Below are 18,604 nucleotides of genomic sequence, written 5' to 3' on the forward strand. Positions count from 1 at the left end.
CTGTGGTGCTGTGGCGCTACCGGACTACCAGGTGCCCGGGCTCGCCTGCCAGCTCTTCAGCGGGTTCTCGAATCCGCCGTCGGTGCGGGCCTTGAAGGTGAACGCCGCCGTGGCTCCGGTGGCGTAGTTGTACATGATCGATATGTCCTTGCGGCCGTCCTTGTTGACGTCGCCGGAGACCGGCATGCCGTACGACCCGGCGTACCAGGAGTCCACGGGACTCTCCCAGCTCTTGAAGTCCTCGTTGATCCCGCCGTCGGGCCGGCCGGTCAGCGTGAACAGCGCAGCCTTGCCGCCGGTGTAGTCGTACAGGATGCCGAGGTCGGCGCGGCCGTCACCGTTGTAGTCGCCCGCGGTGATCCGGCTCTTGTTGAACTCCCAGTTGCCCGGGGAGCGGGTCCACGAGGCCACCGGGTCGGCGAAGCCGCCGTCGGGCTTGCCGAGCAGGGTGTAGGCGGTCACGGTGCCGTTGCCGAAGCCGTAGACGGCGAGGATGTCGTCCCGGCCGTCGCCGTTGAAGTCACCGGCGACCTGCTTGGACTCGTTCCAGTACCAGCCGCCCTGGGCGGAGCGCCAGCTCGGGAAGGAGTAGTTGAACGAGCCGTCCGCCTTCGACAGGAAGGTGTGGGCACCGGTCGAGCCGCCGTGGTCGTAGAAGAACGCCACGTCGTCGCGCTTGTCGCCGTTGAAGTCGCCGGCGACGAGCTTGGCCTTGGTGGCGTCCCAGTTGCCCGGCCCGGTGTGGGCGCTGCGCGGCACCTGGATGAACGTTCCGTCGGCCTGGCCGAGGAAGGTGAACATGCCGTTGGAGCCGTCCCCGTACCCGTACAGCGCGGCCAGGTCGTCGCGGCCGTCGTTGTTGAAGTCGCCGGCCACCCACTGCGACTGGCCGTAGCGCCAGTTGCCGCTGCCGGTGTCGTAGGCGAGCACGGGCGCGGCGAATCCGCCGTCCGTCTTGCCGGCCAGCGTGTAGAGCGCCGTGGCGTCGCTGCCGTAGTCGTAGACGGTGGCCATGTCGGACCAGCCGTCGCCGTTGAAGTCACCCGACAGGTCGGTGCGCAGGTGGGCGGTGCGGTCGTTCGGCTTGTGCTCGACGCTCACACCGGTGGTGTCGTTGTGCCGGATGTAGCCGCCGTCGAAGTCCGTGCGGGGGCCGCCGTAGACCGCGTACTCCTCCGACTTCGGGTAGCCGAGGAAGCTCTTCTCGGCCCCGAGCGAAACCCACTTGTTGCGGATCCCGCCCCAGATCGCCAAGGCCTTGCCGGTGGTCGTGGTCCAGTAGATGGAGGAGGTGTCGGAGGTCTGGTTCCGGTGGCGGAAGTGGTTGTAGCGGCCCACACCGTCGGGGTTGCCGACCTCGTCGGTGGTCGGGTAGCCGAAGCCGCTGGGGCCGCCGGTCGCCAGGTACTTCTTGTAGATGGTGCCGTGGATCGACCAGGAGCCGGTCTGCTCCGACCAGTAGATCGCGCCGTCACCGCCCGATCCCCTGAACGTGGACACGACGCCGGCGCCGTCGGGGTTGCGGATCTCGTCCGAGGTCGGGTAGCCGAGGAAGCCGTTCTCCGCCCCGAGGCTGTACCACTTTTCCCGGTTGCCGTTCATGACGATCCAGGCGCCGGTGGTGCGGTGCCAGTAGATGGAGGCGTTGTCCCAGTTGTAGCCGTTCATGCGGAAGTTCATGAACCGGCCGTCGTCGCCGGACACCCCGACGGGGCCCGTCGGCTTGCCGAAGCCGGCGAGGCCTCCGGCCGCCTTGAACTTGGCCAGCAGCGGACCGCACAGGGAGTGCTTGACATTGGCGTCGGCGGACGACGGCACGGTCTCACACTCGTTCCAGGGCGTACCGCCCAGGACGAGCGCCTTGCCGGGACCGAAGGCGGAACCGCCGCTCAGGGCGCGACCGGGGAACTCGGTGATCGCCCCGTCGCCGTTGCGCGACCACAGGTCGACGAAGCCGTCGTTCTCGAAGTCGCCGTTGCTGGCCAGGTGCGGGTACGCGGCGCCGGTGAACCCGGTACCGATGGAGGTGGTCCGGACGGCCGGGTCCCTGTACACGGTCAGGTCCAGCCCCACCGTCACGGCCGGGTCCGTGTTCTTGCGGCTGGTGTACTGGTGGATCTTGCCGGTCTTCGTGTTACGGGCCCAGATCTCCGGCAGACCGTCCTTGTTGAGGTCGCCGGGGGCGATCAGGGTCATGTCCTGCCAGTCGGAGTTGCCGAGCGTGACCTGGGTGAAGGTTCGCCGCCCACCGAGGTCACCCGACGGGTTTCCGGCATAGAGCCAGAGGTTGGCACCCTCCTTGACCAGCAGGTCGGGGTAGTCGTTGTCATCGATCTTGCCGTCAGCGGTGCCGTCCTCGTTGGTGAGGTCGTCATTGACGCTGCCGATCGCCAGTACCTGATCGGCCTGGCCCCAGAGGGGCACCGAGGGACCCATCACCGACATGGGGACCTGGCTGCCGGCCTCGAGGTCGCCGTCACCGGCGCCCCGGAAGAGGAACGGGTCCTTGCGGCCGCTCTCGGAATTCGGCCGCAGGGTGATCAGGTCCTCGTAGTAGTCGCCGCCGTTCCAGCTGCCCCACTGGGTCAGCGAGGCCGCATTGGCGAACGAGCCCTTGTCGAGCTTCTTGGACGGCTGGAACGAGCCGTCGCCGTTGCCCGGGTGCATCCACAGCTGGCCGGAGCCGGGGTCGACGCTCCAGATGTCGACGGTGCCGTTGCCGTCGAGGTCGCCGTGCTTGTCCCGGTTGGCCTGGCGCTTGGCGTAGTAGGTGTACGAGGTGACGTCGGACCGGTTGCCCGAGGCGTCGAGGCTCCAGACGAAGAGACTGTGCGGGCCGGCCGCGGTCGGGGTGTACTTGAACTGCCCCGGACCGCCGGTGGAGGTTGCGTTGACCGTGCGGACGGTCGGGTCGTCGGCCGTGTACCACTGGTACTTGGTGATGTCGGAGACCCCGTTGGCGGTCAGGTTGAACGTGCCCTCGGTCCGCGCGTAGCCGTTGTTCGTCTGATCGTCCTTGGGGAACTGCGGCGAACTCACGAGCGGCTGGGATCCGGGACGGTCCCGGTCGATGCTGAACGCGCACTGACCGGCCCAGGGGCCCTCGCCGGTACCGTCGAGACCGCGTACGTCCCACCGGTAGGTGGTGCCCGGAAGGTTCGCCTTCGGGATCCTGAGGAGGGCGACGTTACCGTTGGTGATTTCGACCCGGGGCCTCTGGATGGTGCCCCAGTAGTCCTGCTCCTGCCAGTAGTGGAACTCGGCCCAGACCTTGTTGTCCTCGGCGTCGCTGATGCGGGCGCGCAGCACCACCTCGTCGGTGGTGCCGATCGGGCCGCCCTCACAGGGGACGGACGGGGACGGGTCCATCGAGCGCTCGGACGGGGCGTTGGGCAGCGTGTTGAACTTGGTGGAGATGCGGGCGCTGTCCGGGTTCAGCTTGCGCCAGGAGACGTCGACCGTGTCGTTGGCGGACTTCAGGCCGAAGGTCCAGGCCGGCCAGCTCCAGCGGGCGGCGTCCATGACCGCGGAGGTCACGTTCAGCTCGACGGTGTCGCCGTCGCCGGGGCAGTTGCGACCGCCGAAGGACTGGCCGGAGGCGTCGACGAGGCGCTTCCAGGCGGGCTGGTTGTTCCAGGTGGTGGAGCCGGAGATGGCGTCGGTGTCCCAGACCTGGATGTCACCGGAGTTGCAGCCCCAGGAGCCCGCGTACTTCTGCTGGATGCGCAGGGTGGATTCCAGGATCTGCTTGCCGCCCAGGCCGCCCATCGGCACCTGGAAGAAGGTCTTGGCGCAGACGACGGCGTTGCCCTTCTGGGCGTCCTTGGCGCAGCCGACGCGGGCGTCGTTGCTGAGGGTGCCGCCGTTCCAGTAGTTGGTGTTCGCCGAACCGGAGATGCCGTTGTGCTTGTAGGCGACGGCCCAGGCCGACTTCCAGTCGTCCCGCCACACCGGGTCGATGACGACCGGGAACGCCGTGTCGGGCGCGGTGAGCAGCTTGCGGTCCGTGGTGAGCGTCAGCTTGTCGGCCTTCAGCGCGACGCCGAGGTCGGCCTGCTTGCTGCCGAGGGAGATGCCGTCGACGGCGCGCACCCGGTCGGCCACGGGAGGCTTGGGGGTCTTGGCGGCCGTGGTGCCCTGCGCGGCCGCAGCGGCGGCGGCTCCGGCCTCGGCTGCGGACCTGGCCGATGAGCCGGCAGCGGACTTGGCGAGCGGGGCGGGCGTCGGGGCGGTCGCCGTCTGCGGCTGGTCGGCGCCCGAGTCCCACATCTGCGGCTTGGCGGAGCTGAACAGCGTCTGCCCGGAGGGGTCGACGGCCCGCAGCTCACCGTTGACCTCCTTGCGGACGGTCACGCCGTTGCCCTTGAGGCCGAAGTCGACGGAGGCCAGCTCGGGGTTGGCCGCGGCCTCGCGGTTCTTGACCACCAGCTGGTGCGAGAAGCCCGTCACGTCCGCGCTGACCCGCAGGTCGACGCCCTTCATGACCTCGGCGTACGTGGCGCTGTTGCCCTCCACGGTCGGGGCGGGCAGCGGCTTGGGCCAGGTCAGGGTGATGTCCCGGCCGTCCTTGCGCATGGTGACCAGCGGGGCCTTGCCGCCGCCGGAGAAGCTGATCCCGGCGACGGTCGCCTTGGGGGCGATCCGGCCGTCCTTCTGCTTCACCAGTCCGGTGTCCACCGGGACGTAGGCGCCGCCACGACGGACCCGGGTGGGCACCAGCGACTGCTCCGAGGTGAACGACCCGTCCGGGTTCGCCCAGACCTCGTCGGTCTCCGAACGCAGCGCGCCGATCTCGACGCGCTTGCCGGTGCGCTTGGCCTCGGAACGGGCCTTGGACGAGGCCTTCGCCTCGACGGACATGTTCTCCTGGTCGGCCTTCGCGTTCTTCGCCGCCTGCGCGGCGGAGGTGAGCGCGGGGGCCCCCGCGGCGGCCGCGGGCAACGCGCCGACCAGGGTGGCGACGAGTGCGGTCGCCAGGGTGAGTACGGGCGCCCTGCGCGAGGGCGGCCCGGTGACGCGTGACCGCGTCGGGAAGGGTCTCACTGACTGAGTCCTCGGGGTCGGTTTCCGGCATCCCTTCTCGGGTCGGCCGAAAATCATCGGGTTGAACCTCTCGCCGGGGCCGGAATCCAGCCATCCGCCGACAGGTCACATGTGTTCGATTGATTTGTAGCAGCCTGACCCCCTGAATTTCGAGGCGATCCCCCACCGAGCCGGCGGCCTTTATCAGACGTTCACCGGAATGCGGAATTCCGAATAAATCATTCCGCTTAACCGGCCGGACCAGCCCCGATGCGCCCCGAACCGAACCCCGTCACCCTCTCTCGACATCGACGGTCCCGACCCGGCGCTGTTAAATTCGGCGCGATTATCAGCAGCGCAGAATCACCGTGATCTGCGCGATCCAAGGGGGAGTGTTCGATTTTGAGACGATCCCAGGCGCGCGCCATGCGTGCGCCTTTGAGGCGTGTCTGGCGGTGGCCGATACCACTGCTGGCCACCACACTGCTGGCCAGCGGCATGACCGTGGTGGAGGCGTCCGCCGACTCCCGCGCCAAGCTCCCGGGCCTCCAGAAGCTGACCAAGGTCAACGGCGAGAACGTCAAGGGCAAGCCCGCCGCCGGCCCGGCGGAGTCGCAGAAGAAGGCGTGGAAGACCGCGCCAAAGGTCGCCTGGCCGGCGGCCGGTTCGGCCGAAATTGCGCTGCCCGACGCGCCCAGGGCCGAAAAGAACACGCTGAAGTCGGCCACCGGCGGGGCCTTCGGCCTCCCGGCCAAGGACACCGGTGTGGCCGGCAAGCCGGTCAAGGCGGGCAACCTGCCCGTCTCGGTCGCCGCCGTCGCGCCGAGCGCGGCGTCCGGCAACCCCGCGAAGCAGTCCATGGCGTCCGGGGCTCCGGCTGCCGCTCCGACCGGCGTCAAGCTGAAGGTCGACCTGCTCGACCAGGCCGCCGCCAAGCGCGTCGGCCGCGCGGGCGGCCTGGTCCTGAACGTCGACCGCGCCGACGCGGGCCGTACCTCCGCTCCGGTTTCCGTGGAGCTGGACTACGCCTCGTTCAAGAACGCGTACGGCGGCGGCTGGGGCTCCCGGCTCCGGTTCACCGCGGTCCCGGCGTGTGCGCTGACCACCCCGAACCGGCCGGAGTGCCGGGGAAGCGTCCCGGTCACCACCAGGAACAACCCCGAAACCGGCAAGCTGGTCGCCACCTTCGAGGCTCCGGCCAAATCGGCCCCGGCCGTGAAGCCGGCGGGCGCGGCGTACTTGAGTGCTCCTGCCGCGGCGGCCGCGAGCGGTGCGGTGATGCTGTCCGCCACCGCCGGTGCCGACGGTGCGAACGGCACCTACAAGGCCACCTCGCTCAGCGCCTCCGGCTCGTGGCAGGCGGGTGGCTCGGCGGGTGACTTCTCCTGGTCCTACCCGCTCGATATCCCAGCCTCGCTGGGTGGTCCGAGCCCGTCGCTGTCGCTGGGCTACTCCAGCGCCAACATCGACGGCCGTACCAACGCCTCCCAGCAGCAGACCTCCTGGGTCGGTGACGGCTGGGACCTGGCCTCGAACTACATCGAGCGCGGATTCGTCCCCTGCAGCCAGGACAAGCGCAAGGACTCGGGCTACAACAACCCCAAGGACGACACCGGCGACCTGTGCCACGGCGCACCCATGGTCACCATGTCCCTCAACGGCGGCTCGACCCCCCTCGTCCTGGACGACACCACCAAGAAGTGGCGTCCGGCCAAGGACGACGGCTCCCGCCTGGAACTCCTCCCCGGCGCCGACAACGGCGACAAGGAAGGCGAGCACTGGCGGTTCACCAACCCCCAGGGCATCCAGTTCTACTTCGGCCTCAACAAGGTCCCCGGCTGGACGGACGGCAAGCCCCTCACCAACTCGGCGTGGAACGTCCCGGTCTACGGCAACCACCCCGGTGAGCCCTGCTACAACGCCACCTTCGCCGACGCCGTCTGCAACCAGACCTACCGCTGGAACCTCGACTACGTGGTCGACCCGCGCGGCAACGCGATGACGTACTGGTACCAGAAGGAGCAGAACCACTACGGCTCCAACTACAAGATCGCCGGTGGTTCGACCGCCCGCGCGTACGACCGCTCCGGCTGGCTCGACCACATCTCCTGGGGTCTGCGCAGCAACAACCTGTTCGCCGCGGCTCCGGCCGAGGCGCGGTTCAAGGTCGAAGAGCGCTGTCTGAAGTCGGAGACCTTCGACTGCGACCCGGCGAAGCTGAAGCCGGAGGTCGACTGGAACATCGCCAAGCAGTGGCCGGACACCCCCGGCGACCAGCTGTGCGCCGCGGGCGAGGAGTGCAAGGGCCGGTTCACCCCGACCTTCTTCACGCGCAAGCGCCTGACCGAGGTCAACACCTTCGTCTGGAACGGCACGACTCACAAGCCGGTCGACACCTGGAAGCTCGTCCAGGACTTCCCGATGACGGGTGACGGCTCCGACTACCCGCTGTGGCTGTCGGAGATCCGCCACACGGGCAAGAACGGCACGACCGTCACCGGCACGGCCAACACGGAGATCGAGCTTCCCGCCGTGAAGTTCCGCGGCAAGCAGCTCGACAACCGCGTCGACAGCAACGGCGACGGCAAGGTCCCCTTCAAGCGCTACCGCATCGAGGCCATCGACACCGAGACCGGCTCGACGATCTCGGCGCACTACAAGGACCCCGAGTGCCAGGTGACCGAGCCGAGGAGGATGCCGTCCTCCCCGGAGACGAACACGCTGCGGTGCTACCCGGTGGTCTCCGAGCTGCCGGATCCGACGGACCCCACGCGCGAGCGGAAGATCTACTCCACCGACTGGTTCCACAAGTACGTCGTGGACTCCGTCCAGGAGGAGGACCGCAACGGCAACTCGCCGACGCGGCGCACCGAGTACGAGTTCGTCGGCAACCCCGCATGGGCCTTCGACGACGAGACCGAGATGATGCGCCCGAAGACGCGCACGTGGTCGCAGTGGCGCGGCTACGAGCGGGTCCGGACGTACATCGGCGCAGCCCCCGACAAGCGCTCGAAGACGGAGACGCTGTTCTTCCGCGGCCTCGACGGTGACCGGGCGACGCCCTCGGGCGGCAAGCGGTCGGTCAAGGTCAAGGACTCCGAGGGCAACGAGATCGCCGACCACCGCCTCTACGCCGGCCAGACCCGCGAGGTCCTGGCCTACAACGGCGAAGGCGGCGCCCTGGAGGCGGCCACCACGTACACCCCCTGGCTCCACGGCCCCACCGCGACCCGCGTCCGCAAGGGCGAGGTCCCGGAGGAGGACATCGAGCCGCAGCAGGCGTACGTCCAGCAGACCACGGGCGTCCAGTCCCGGATCCTGTTGTCCGAGAACCGCGGCTGGCGCCGCACGGCGATGGAGACCGCGTACGACAACCGGGGCTTCGCCCAGTCGGTTTCGAACAAGGGCGACATCGCGGACCCCTCGGACGACAGCTGCACCCGCTACGAGTACGACTCGGACGAGACCCGCTGGATCATCGCCCGCCAGAAGCGGGTGGAGACGGTCGCGAAGGCGTGTGACGCGGCGGTCCAGCGTCCGGCGGACGTCACCTCGGACATCAAGATGTCCTACGACGCGGCCGGCAACGTCAAGTCGACGGAATCCCTCACTGGTTACAGCGGCACCACTCCGCAGTACCAGGTGGACGGCAGCGCAACGTTCGACGCCTACGGCCGCCCGAAGACCACCACCGACGTCTTCGGCAAGATCACCAAGCTCGACTACACCCCGGCCTCCGGCCAGATCGTCACCAAGACGGTCACCACCAACCACGCCGGTCACACGCAAACCACGGAGACCGATCAGGGCCGTGGCTCCGTCCTCGCGAAGCAGGACACCAACGGCCGCCGTCAGGTGATGGAGTACGACGCCCTCGGCCGCCTGGGCAAGGTGTGGTCCCCCTCGCGGAACCCCACCACCAAGTCGCCGAACGGCATGTTCTCCTACGACGTCCGCACCGACGGTCCGGTCGTCATCACCAACAAGGCCCTGCTGGACGACGGTACGTACCGCACCAGCTACGACATCTACGACAGCAGCCTGCGCATCCGCCAGACCCAGATGGAGGCCCTCGCAGGCGGCCGCGTCATCACCGACACCTTCTACAACAGCCTCGGCCAGGTCTGGAAGTCCAACGGCGCCTACTACACCGCAGGCGAAGCCTCCGGCGTCCAGTTCGCACCCAAGGACAACGAGGTCCCGTCCTCCACGGTGACCCAGTACGACGGCTCCGGCCGCTCCGTCGCCCAGATCTCCCGCAAGCTCGGCGAGGAGACCTCCCGTACGACGACCTCGTACGGCGGCGACAACATCACCGTCGACCCGCCCACCGGCGAGACCCCCACCCGGGCCTTCCTCGACGGAGCCGGCCGCAAGACCGAACTCCGCTTCTTCCACGCGGACTCGCCGACGGGTACGTACGACACGACGACGTACGCGTACAACCAGCGTGGCGGACTGGAGTCGGTCGTCAACCAGGCCGGCGACAAGTGGACCTTCGAGTACGACATCCGCGGCCGTCAGACCAAGCAGTCGGACCCCGACAAGGGCACGACGACGATGACCTACGGCCAGGGCGACCGCCTGGCCACGGTGACCGACGCCCGCGGCAAGACCATCGCCCCTGAGTACGACGCCCTGGGCCGAGCCGTCGCCGCGCACGAAGGCTCGATCACCGGCCCGAAGCTGACCTCCACCACGTACGACACCCTGCCGGGCGCCATCGGCCTCCCGGTCGCGTCCACCCGCTACGTGGACGGCAAGGCATACACCCAGGAGGTCACGGGCTACGACACCGAGTACCGCCCGACGGGAACCAAGGTCACCATCCCGTCTTCGGAGGGGGCTCTCGGCGGTACATACGAGTTCACCACCGGGTACCGGCCGAACACCGGCCTGACCGAGTGGACGGAGCAGCCGGCCGTGGCCGGTCTGCCCATCGAGCTCACCACGATGAAGTACAACCACTTCGAGCTGCCCACCGTCATGGGCATCGAGGGCAAGACGTTCGTCGACAAGGTCGACTACTCGCCCATGGGCGACGTCCTGCGCACCCACTCCGGCCCCGCCGGATCCCAGGTCTACACGTCGAACTTCTACGACGAGCAGACCCGCCGCCTCACCCGGACCATCAACGACACCGAGAAGGCTCCTGGCCGGATCAACGACACGTCGTACGACTACGACGCGGTCGGCAACATCCTCAAGATCACCGACAAGGAAGGCCCCACCGCAACCCCCGACGTCCAGTGCTTCGCCTACGACTACATGCGCCGCATGAACGAGGCCTGGACCGCCACCGACGACTGCGCCGCCAAGCCGGGCGCCGCAGGCCCCGGCTCCAAGCCCCAGGTCGGCGGACCCAACCCCTACTGGACCTCCTACAGCTTCGACGCCGCGGGCAACCGCACCAAGGACATCCAGCACTCCCCCACCGGCGACCTCACCCAGGACGTCACCCGCACCTACACCTACGGCACCCCCGGCCAGCCCGCCGCCAACGGGCTCAAGAAGGTCGACACCACCGGCCCCGGCGGCTCCCGCACGGAGTCGTACACCTATGACGCTGCAGGCAGCACCAAGACCCGCACCATCCAGGGCGACACCCAGACCTGGGACTGGAACTCCGCGGGCCAGCTGGAGAAGGTGACGAAGGGCACGGAGTCCACGTCCTTCGTCTACGACGCCGGCGGCAACCGCCTGATCAAGCGGGACAACACCGGCACCACGCTGTACCTGCCGGGCACCGAGGTCAAACTGACCAAGGCCGGCAAGCTGGAGGGCACCCGCTACTACGCCCACCCGGCCGGACCGGTGATGGTCAAGACGGCCAAGGACGGCGTGATCGCCACGTCCTACCTGATGGGCGACAAGAACGGCACGGCTACCACCGCGGTGGACGCCAAGACCTCCGCCGTCACCCGCCGCAAATTCACACCCTACGGCGAGGTCCGCGGCACCGCCCCGTCCGTCTGGCCGGGCAAGAAGGGCTTCGTCGGCGGCGAGCTCGACGAGTCCATCGGCACCGTCCACCTCGGCGCACGCGAGTACGACCCGGCAACAGGTCGGTTCCTGTCGGTCGACCCCATCGTCGACTTCAACGAGCCCAAGCAGCAGAACCCCTACGTGTACGCGAACAACTCGCCGATCACGTACAGCGACCCCAGCGGCCTGTCCATCGCACCGCCCGTGATGCCCGTCAAGGACTTCACCGACGCGGAAGCTGCCTGGGCCCGCATGATCCAGGGCAAGAGTGCCCTGGACATCGCACTCGAAGTCGCCATGGGCATCCTCAAGGACGTCTCGGGCTACAACGACATCCGTGACTGCCTGAGCGGCTCGTGGGGCGCGTGTGCAGGTCTTGCCCTGGACGCGGCACTGCCGTTCGCGGGCCGGGCAAAGCGCATCCTGAAGGCGCTGGACCGGGCCTGGGAAGCATTCAACAGCTGGTCACAGAAGCTCTCGTTGGCGCGCGACATCCTGGCACGAGTCGAGCGCTACCAGCAGGCGATGGCCAAGTACGCGGAGGACCTGGCGGAGTGGAAACGCCAACTGGAGGAAGCCGCCGAACGAGCGAGAAAACTGGAGGAGGAAGCAGCAGCAGCGCGAAGAGCCGCCCAGGAAGCAGCCGCCGCAGCCGCCAAGCGAGCCGACGAGGCCAAGGCAACCGCAGCGAAGCAGGGCAAGTCCTCTGCCACGAAGGCCAAGAAGGCTGACGGCGACGGAAAGGCGTCGAAGTCCTCGGAGACGAAGAAGTCCGATGGTCCGAAGAAGTCGGCGGGCAAGGACAACGACAGCGGCAGTCCCGGCTGTGAGGGCGAAGGCGTCCAGAACAGCTTCACCCCGGGCACACAGGTCCTGATGGCCGACGGCTCCTCGAAGCCCATCGAGGAGGTGCAGCTCGAGGACGAGGTTCTGGCGACCGAGGCCGAGACCGGAGCCACTTCAGCCGAGCCCGTCGCAGCGCTGATCAACGGCGAGGGGCGGAAGAACCTGGTCGAGATCACGATCGACACCGATGGTGAAAACGGCGCCGCCACCGAGAAGCTGACTGCCACCGACGGGCACCCCTTCTGGGTCCCCTCCGTCGGCGAGTGGTTGAACGCAACCGATCTCAAGGCCGGGCAGTGGCTCCGCACCTCCGCCGGCACGTGGGTACAGGTCAGCGAAGTCAAACAGTGGACGCAGCAGATGCGCGTCCACAACCTCACGGTCGCCGACAAGCACACCTATTTCGTGCTGGCCGGTGCCACCCCGGTCCTCGTCCACAACTGCGCTGCCGCAGCCCCCACCAAGGGCGGAGCCGGCCCCAGCCAGAAGGGGGACCGTGGCGTGGACCAGCTGCAGACAGACCTGGAGAGCGCCGGGCACACGGTCGTCGGACGTGAGATCCACGCCCGTATTCCCGGCACGAAACACTCCAAGGGCAACTACCGGAAGTACGATCTTGTGACCCAGAAGGACGGGGTTATCTTCCTTCACGAGTCCAAGAACGGACCCGGCGCCACGTACGAGCCATCCCAGAAGGCGATGGACAACCTGTTCACCGAGGTGGGGCTCATCCTCTACGGCCGGAAAACCAGGGCCGCCGGTATCGCCGGATACCATGACCCATCAAAATTCGTCATCAACATCGTCCATCAGGACGTGTGACGAAACGGCACGCCCCAGCCTCGACCACAGAGGTCGGGGCGTGCCGCCCATCCTGCCCGGAAGGGGATCCCCGTGAAGAAGTCGGACGTTTTCTCGGCCATTGCCGGCGAGATGAAGAATCTCGGTTTCAAGAGGAGGAGATCGAACTACGAGTACGTGCTCGACCTCGGCAATGGCTTCGAGGGCTGGTGTTCCTTCGCAGACGCAGCCAAGGGCGAGAAGACTGTCATCTGGGTCGCCGGGTTCGCGGGAGTCCGGTGCGCGGATATCGAAAGCCGCATCCAACAGTGGTGTGGTGACGTCGTGCCGGGTTGGGACGGGAAATTCTACGTCGCCACCACTTCGATGAACATCGGATACACCTTGGCGACACCCCGATGGCTGGAGCATCGGATCGACCTCTCGGAGGAACGTGCGGCGGACGCCATCGGACCCAATATCGCCGATGTGTCCGGCGCAGGGCTCCGGTTCATTCAGGACGCGGCTTCCTATGCCGGCCTGACAACCGCCCTCGGGCTCGGCGAGGGACAACTGGCGGACCGCGTCCTTGAAAGAATGCCACTGGCTTTGGCGCTTCAGGGAGAGATCGACCAGGCATACACGGCCCTTGACCGAATGAAGACGCGGATCGACGAAGGCTCGTACCTCACTCCGCGATACCTGCGGTTCCTCTCCGGTTTCGAGAGTGAATTCCCGCGCTGATGTCGGCTCAGACCCTGGTGGCCCAGAAGCCCTGGGCTGCCAGGACCTAAAAGGACGAAGCCCCCGCCCGGGATTTCCGGGCGGGGGCTTCGTCTCTCTCATGCGGTCACGCGGTCACACGGTCACCAGGTGCCCGGGAGGGCCTGCCAGCTGCGGAAGGCGCTCTCGAAGCCGCCGTCGGGGCGGCCCTTGAACGTGAAGGCGCTGGTGGCGCCGGTGGCGTAGTTGTACATGATGGACACGTCCTCGCGGCCGTCCCCGTCGGCGTCGCCCGAGACCGGGAGGCCCGCGCTGGAGGCGTACCAGTTGCCGTCGGGGGTGTCCCAGCTGCGCAGCTCGGCGCCGAGCTTGCCGTCCGCCTGCCCGAGCAGGGTGTTCAGCGTGTCGTTGCCTTCAGCGTGGTCGTACATCAGGGCCGCGTCCGCACGGCCGTCCCCGTTGTAGTCGCCGACCGTGAACTTGGTGCGCGCGTACTCCCACTCCTCCTTGGTCTTGGTCCACGACTTGACCGGGGCGGCGAAGCCGCCGTTGGGCGCGGCCGTGAAGGTGAACATCGCCACGCCGCCGGCCGTGTAGCCGTACAGCGCCATGATGTCGTCGCGGCCGTCGCCGTTGACGTCACCGGCCCGGAACGAGGCGTGGAAGATCCACCAGTTCCCGGTGGGCACCCGCCAGCTGGCGATGCCCGAGTTGAAGGTGCCGTTGGCGTTGCCGGTCCAGGTGTGCAGGCCGGCCGCGCCGTCGCCGTAGTCGTAGACCATGGCGATGTCGGACCGCCCGTCGCCGTTGTAGTCGCCGGCGACGTAGATGCCCTTGGTCCAGTCGAAGTTGCCCACGGCGGCCGTCAGGCCCTTGACCGGCGTGAAGGTGCCGTCGGCGTTGGACAGGAAGTTCCACAGCGCGTTGCTGCCGTCGGCGTAGCCGTACACCGCCGCGATGTCGGTGCGGCCGTCACCGTTGAAGTCACCGGACAGCCACTTGGCCCGGTTGTAGTCGAAGCTGCCCTTGTTGCTGGTCCAGCGGACCGTCGGCTCCTCGTAGCCGCCGTCGCCGCGGGCGTCGAGCACCCACAGGGCGGTGGTGTTGGCGTCGTAGTCGTAGACGGTCGCCATGTCGCTGCGGCCGTCGCCGTTGAAGTCGCCGGACAGGTCGGTCCGCAGGTGCGCGGTGCGGTCGGCGGGCTGGTGCTCGAGCGCCACCCCGGTGGTCCGGTTGTAGCGGATGTAGCCGCCCTGGAAGTCCTCGCGGGGACCGGCCGCGACCTCGTACTCGTCGGACTTGGGGTACCCCAGGAAGCTCTTCTCCGCGCCGAGGGCGATCCACTTGGCGCGGATGGAGCCGTAGACCGGGTGCGCGCCCGTGGCGGAGGTCCAGTAAACGGAGGCGGTGTCCGAGGTCTGGCCGCGCCTACGGAAGTGGTTGTAGCGGCCCTTGCCGTCGGTGTGGTTGGTCTCGTCGGTCGTCGGGTAGCCGAGCCGGCTCGGGCCGCCCATCTGGACGTAGCGGGCGTAGATGCCGCCGTGCACCGAGAAGGCGCCGGTCTCCGGAGACCAGTAGATCGCGCCCGCGCCGCCGGAACCGGAGAAGGTGCCGAACGCGCCGACCTCGTCGAAGGTCCTGCCCTCGTCGGAGGTGGGGTAGCCCATGACGCCCTTCTCGGCGCCGAGGCTGATCCACTTCGAGCGGATGCCGTTCATGACCATCCAGGCACCGGTGCTCGGGTGCCAGTAGATGGACGCGTTGTCGGCGGTGAGGCCGTTCCCGCGCAGGTGCACGTACTTGCCGCCGTCGGGCAGGTCCGTGACCTTGCCAGAGGGCTTGCCGAAGCCGGTGACCCCGCCCTTGGCCTTGAACTTCGCCAGGATCGGACCGCACAGCTGCTGGGTCGTCCCGGCGGTCACCGCAGCCACGTTCTCGCACGTGGTCCACGGGGTGCCGCCGACCGCGATCTGGCGGGCCGCGCCGAAGGCGGACCCGTTGACCGGCTGACGGCCCTGGAACTCCCAGAGCACGCCGTTGTTGTCACGCGACCACAGGTCGGGGAAGCCGTCCTTCTCGAAGTCGCCGAGGCTGGCCAGGTGGGGCCGGGCGGCGTGCGTGAAGTCGGTGCCGATGGACTGGGTGCGTACGGCCGGGTCGCCGTAGACGGCCAGGTCGATGCCTGCCTTGGAGGCGGGATCGGTGGAGGGGCGGCTGGTGTACTGGTGGATCTTTCCGGTGGTCTTGTCGCGGGCCCAGAGCTCCGGCAGGCCGTCCTTGTTGAGGTCGCCGGGCGCGATCAGGGTCATGTTCTGCCAGTCGGCGTTGCCGAGCGGGATCGGGTCGTAGTTACGCCGGTCCAGGACGCCGTCGGACTGGCCGAAGTAGAGCCACAGCTCCCCGCCGGTCTTGACCAGCAGGTCGGCCTGGTCCGCCTCGTCGATCTTGCCGTCACCGCCGGTCTCGTCGACCGGGTCGTCGTTGACGCTGCCGATGGCCAGCACCTGGTCGGCGTTGGACCAGTGGTCGTTGTCCTCGTAGCGGGTGTCCAGCTCGATCCGGCTGGCCTCGGGGTCCTCGAGCTCACCGTCGCCCGCGCCCCGGTAGACGTACAGGTTCTGCCGGGTGTCGTCGGCCGAGGGCTCCAGGGCGATGAGGTCCTCGTAGTAGTCGCCCTCGTTCCAACTGCCCCACTGCGTCAGGGAGCGGGAGGAGGCGAAGTTGCCGTGCTCGGCCTTCCGGGGGACGCCGAAGGCGCCGCCGGCCGTGCCGGGGACCATCCACAGCTTGCCGTCACCCGGGTCGACGCTCCAGATGTCGGTCTGGCCGTCACCGTTGACGTCGCCGTGCTTGTCCCGCTCCAGCGGGCGCTTGGCGTAGTACTGGAAGTAGGTCTTGTTCGACGGGTTGCCCGCCGCGTCCAGGCTCCACACGTAGAGGCTGTGCGGACCGGCCGCCACCGGGGTGTACTTGACGTCCACCGGTCCGCCCTTGACGGCCGGGGTGGCGGTGCGGACGGTCGGGTTGTCCGAGGTGTACCACTGGTACTTGGCGACGTCGGTCGCGCCGCCCGACTCGAACTTGAAGGTGCCCTCGGTACGGGCGTAGCCGTTGCCCGTCTGGTCGTCCTCGGGGAACTGGACGGAGGACACCTTGGGCTTGGTGGTCGGGCCCTTCAGGTCGACGGTGAACGAGCACTGGCCCCGCCAGGGGCTGGTGTCGGTGCCGTCGGAGACCCGGACGTCCCATTTGTAGACACCGTCGGTGGGCGCGAGGATCCGCGCCGTCGCGACGCTGCCCGAGCTCTTCTTGTCGTAGAGCTTCTTCAGGGTGCCGCTGTAGTCGTCGGCCTTCCAGTAGTTGAACTCCGCGGTGAGGGCGGTGTCCTCGGCGTCCTTCACGGTGGCGCGCAGGACGACCTCGTCCGTCCGGCCGATGGTGCCGCCCGTGCAGGGCACGTACGGGTCCATGGACGGGCTCGTGACCGTCGGGGCGGTGTTGTACTTGGTGGAGATGCGGAGGCTGTCCGGGTTCATCTTCCGCCAGGAGACGTCGACCGTGTCCTTCGCGGCCTTCAGGCCGAGGGTCCACAGTGACAGGCCGCTCTTCACGGCGCCGGCCACCCCGGAGGTCACGTTCATCTCGATGGTGTCGCTGTCACCCGGGCAGTTGCGGCCGCCGTAGGACTGGCCGGAGGCGTCCACCATCCGGTTCCAGTCGGGCTGGTGGTTCCAGGTGGTGCTCTTGCTGATGGGATCGGTGTCCCAGACCTGGATGTCGCCGGAGTTGCAGCTCCAGGAACCCGCCGACTTCTGCTGGATCCGCAGCACGGAGTCCATGATCCGCTTGCCCTTGAGGCTGCCCACGGGGACCTGGAAGAAGGTCTTGGCGCAGACCACGGCGTTGTTTCTGGCGGCGTCCTTGGCGCAGCCGACGCGGGCGTCGTCGCTGAGGGTGCCGCCGTTCCAGTAGTTGGTGTCGGCGGTGCCGTCGATGCCGTTGTGCTTGTACGCCACCGTCCAGGCGGATTTCCAGTCGTCCCTCGTCTTCGGGTCGATGACGACGGGGTAAGTGGTGTCCGCCGCCATCAGCAGGTTGCGGTCCGGGACGAGGGTGAGCGTGTCGCCCTTCAGCGAGACGCCCAGGTCGGCCTGCTTGCTGCCGATGTCGATGCCCTCGGTGGCGGGCGTGACGTCGTCCTGCGCCGTCGTGGAGCCGGCTGGTGCACCGGCGGCGGCCGCCTTGGCACCGGAGGCGGACTTGGCGCCGGAAGTGGCCTTGGCGCCCGCAGTCGCCTTGGCGCCGGAAGCGGCCGCTTGCGCCGTCTTCTTCTCCGCGCCCGAGTCCCACATCTGCGGCCTGGCGGAGCTGAACACGGTCCGCCCGGCGGGGTCGACGGCCCGCAGCTCGCCGGTCGGCTCCTTGCTCAGGCGGACGCCGTTGCCCTTGAGGCCGAAGGTGAGGGAGGCGAGCTCCGGGTTGGCGGCGGCCTCCCGGTTCTTCACGATGAACTGGTGCGAGAAGCCGGTGGCGTCCGCGCTGACCCGCAGGTCGACGCCCTTCATGACCTCGGCGTAGGTAGCGCTGTTGCCCTCCACCGTCGGGGTGGGAAGCGGCTTGGGCCAGGTCAGGGTGATGTCCCGGCCGTCCCTGCGCATGGTCGCCAGCGGGGCCTTGCCGCCGCCGGAGAAGGTCAGGGCGGTACGGGTCGCCTTGGTGGCGAGCCGGCCGTCCTTCTGCTTGGCCAGGCCGGTGTCCACCGGGACGAGTTTGCCGCCACGGTGGACGCGGATCGGCATCAGCGCCTGCTCGGACGTGAAGGTCCCGTCCGGGTTGGCCCAGACCTCCTCGTTCTCGGTGCGCTGGGAGACGACCTCGACGCGCTTGCCGGTGCGCTTCGCCTCCGCGCTGGCCTTGGCGTTCTGCTCGGCTTCGGTGGCGGCAGGGGTGTTGGGCTTCGGCTTGGCGGCGGCCGGCGCCAGGGCCGGTCCGGCCGCGGCGGCGATGGGCACGGCGCCGAGCAGGGTGGCGACCAGCGCGGTCGCCACGGTGAGTACGGGCGCCCTGCGGGAGAGCGGCCCGGTGACGCGGGACCGCGTCGGGAAGGGTCTCACTGAGTGGGTCCTCGGTGTCGGTTCCGGCAGCTCCCCTGATGGGCAGCGACCGAAAGAAGTCGGCTGAGCCTCCGACGGGAAAGCGGTATTCGGCCATTCCGTTTTCGGCCCGCTGTGTTCGATTGATTTGTAGC

Annotated in this window: 4 protein-coding genes; 2 read left to right on the forward strand and 2 right to left on the reverse strand. The window is 68.4% G+C overall.

What is annotated here, in order from left to right; genetic code table 11:
• Positions 1-24: 24 nt before the first annotated feature.
• Complete coding sequence (locus AC067U_RS30225) at positions 25-5,043, reverse strand: FG-GAP-like repeat-containing protein (RefSeq protein WP_478832987.1); 5,019 nt, start codon at positions 5,041-5,043, stop codon at positions 25-27.
• A 405-nt stretch (positions 5,044-5,448) separates the two neighbouring features.
• On the opposite strand from AC067U_RS30225, the gene AC067U_RS30230 reads away from it, so the two are divergent.
• Positions 5,449-12,675: a polymorphic toxin-type HINT domain-containing protein gene (locus AC067U_RS30230; protein WP_478832988.1), complete on the forward strand. Its 7,227-nt coding sequence runs from the start codon at positions 5,449-5,451 to the stop codon at positions 12,673-12,675.
• A gap of 72 nt (positions 12,676-12,747) precedes the next feature.
• A complete protein-coding gene (locus AC067U_RS30235) occupies positions 12,748-13,377 on the forward strand; it encodes a hypothetical protein (protein ID WP_478832989.1) in 630 nt (209 codons plus the stop codon).
• Between the two features lie 122 nt (positions 13,378-13,499).
• Here the strand turns inward: AC067U_RS30235 and AC067U_RS30240 are convergent, their stop codons facing one another.
• On the reverse strand, positions 13,500-18,470 hold the full coding sequence (locus tag AC067U_RS30240) for an FG-GAP-like repeat-containing protein (RefSeq protein WP_478832990.1): 4,971 nt from the start codon (positions 18,468-18,470) through the stop codon (positions 13,500-13,502).
• Between the last annotated feature and the right edge of the window lie 134 nt (positions 18,471-18,604).

This window comes from Streptomyces sp. NPDC043853, assembly GCF_056436025.1.

Coding starts and splice junctions, on each gene's coding strand:
- AC067U_RS30230 (WP_478832988.1), top strand. CDS start 5,449: ATGCGTGCGCCTTTGAGGCGTGTCTGGCGGTGGCCGATACCACTGCTG.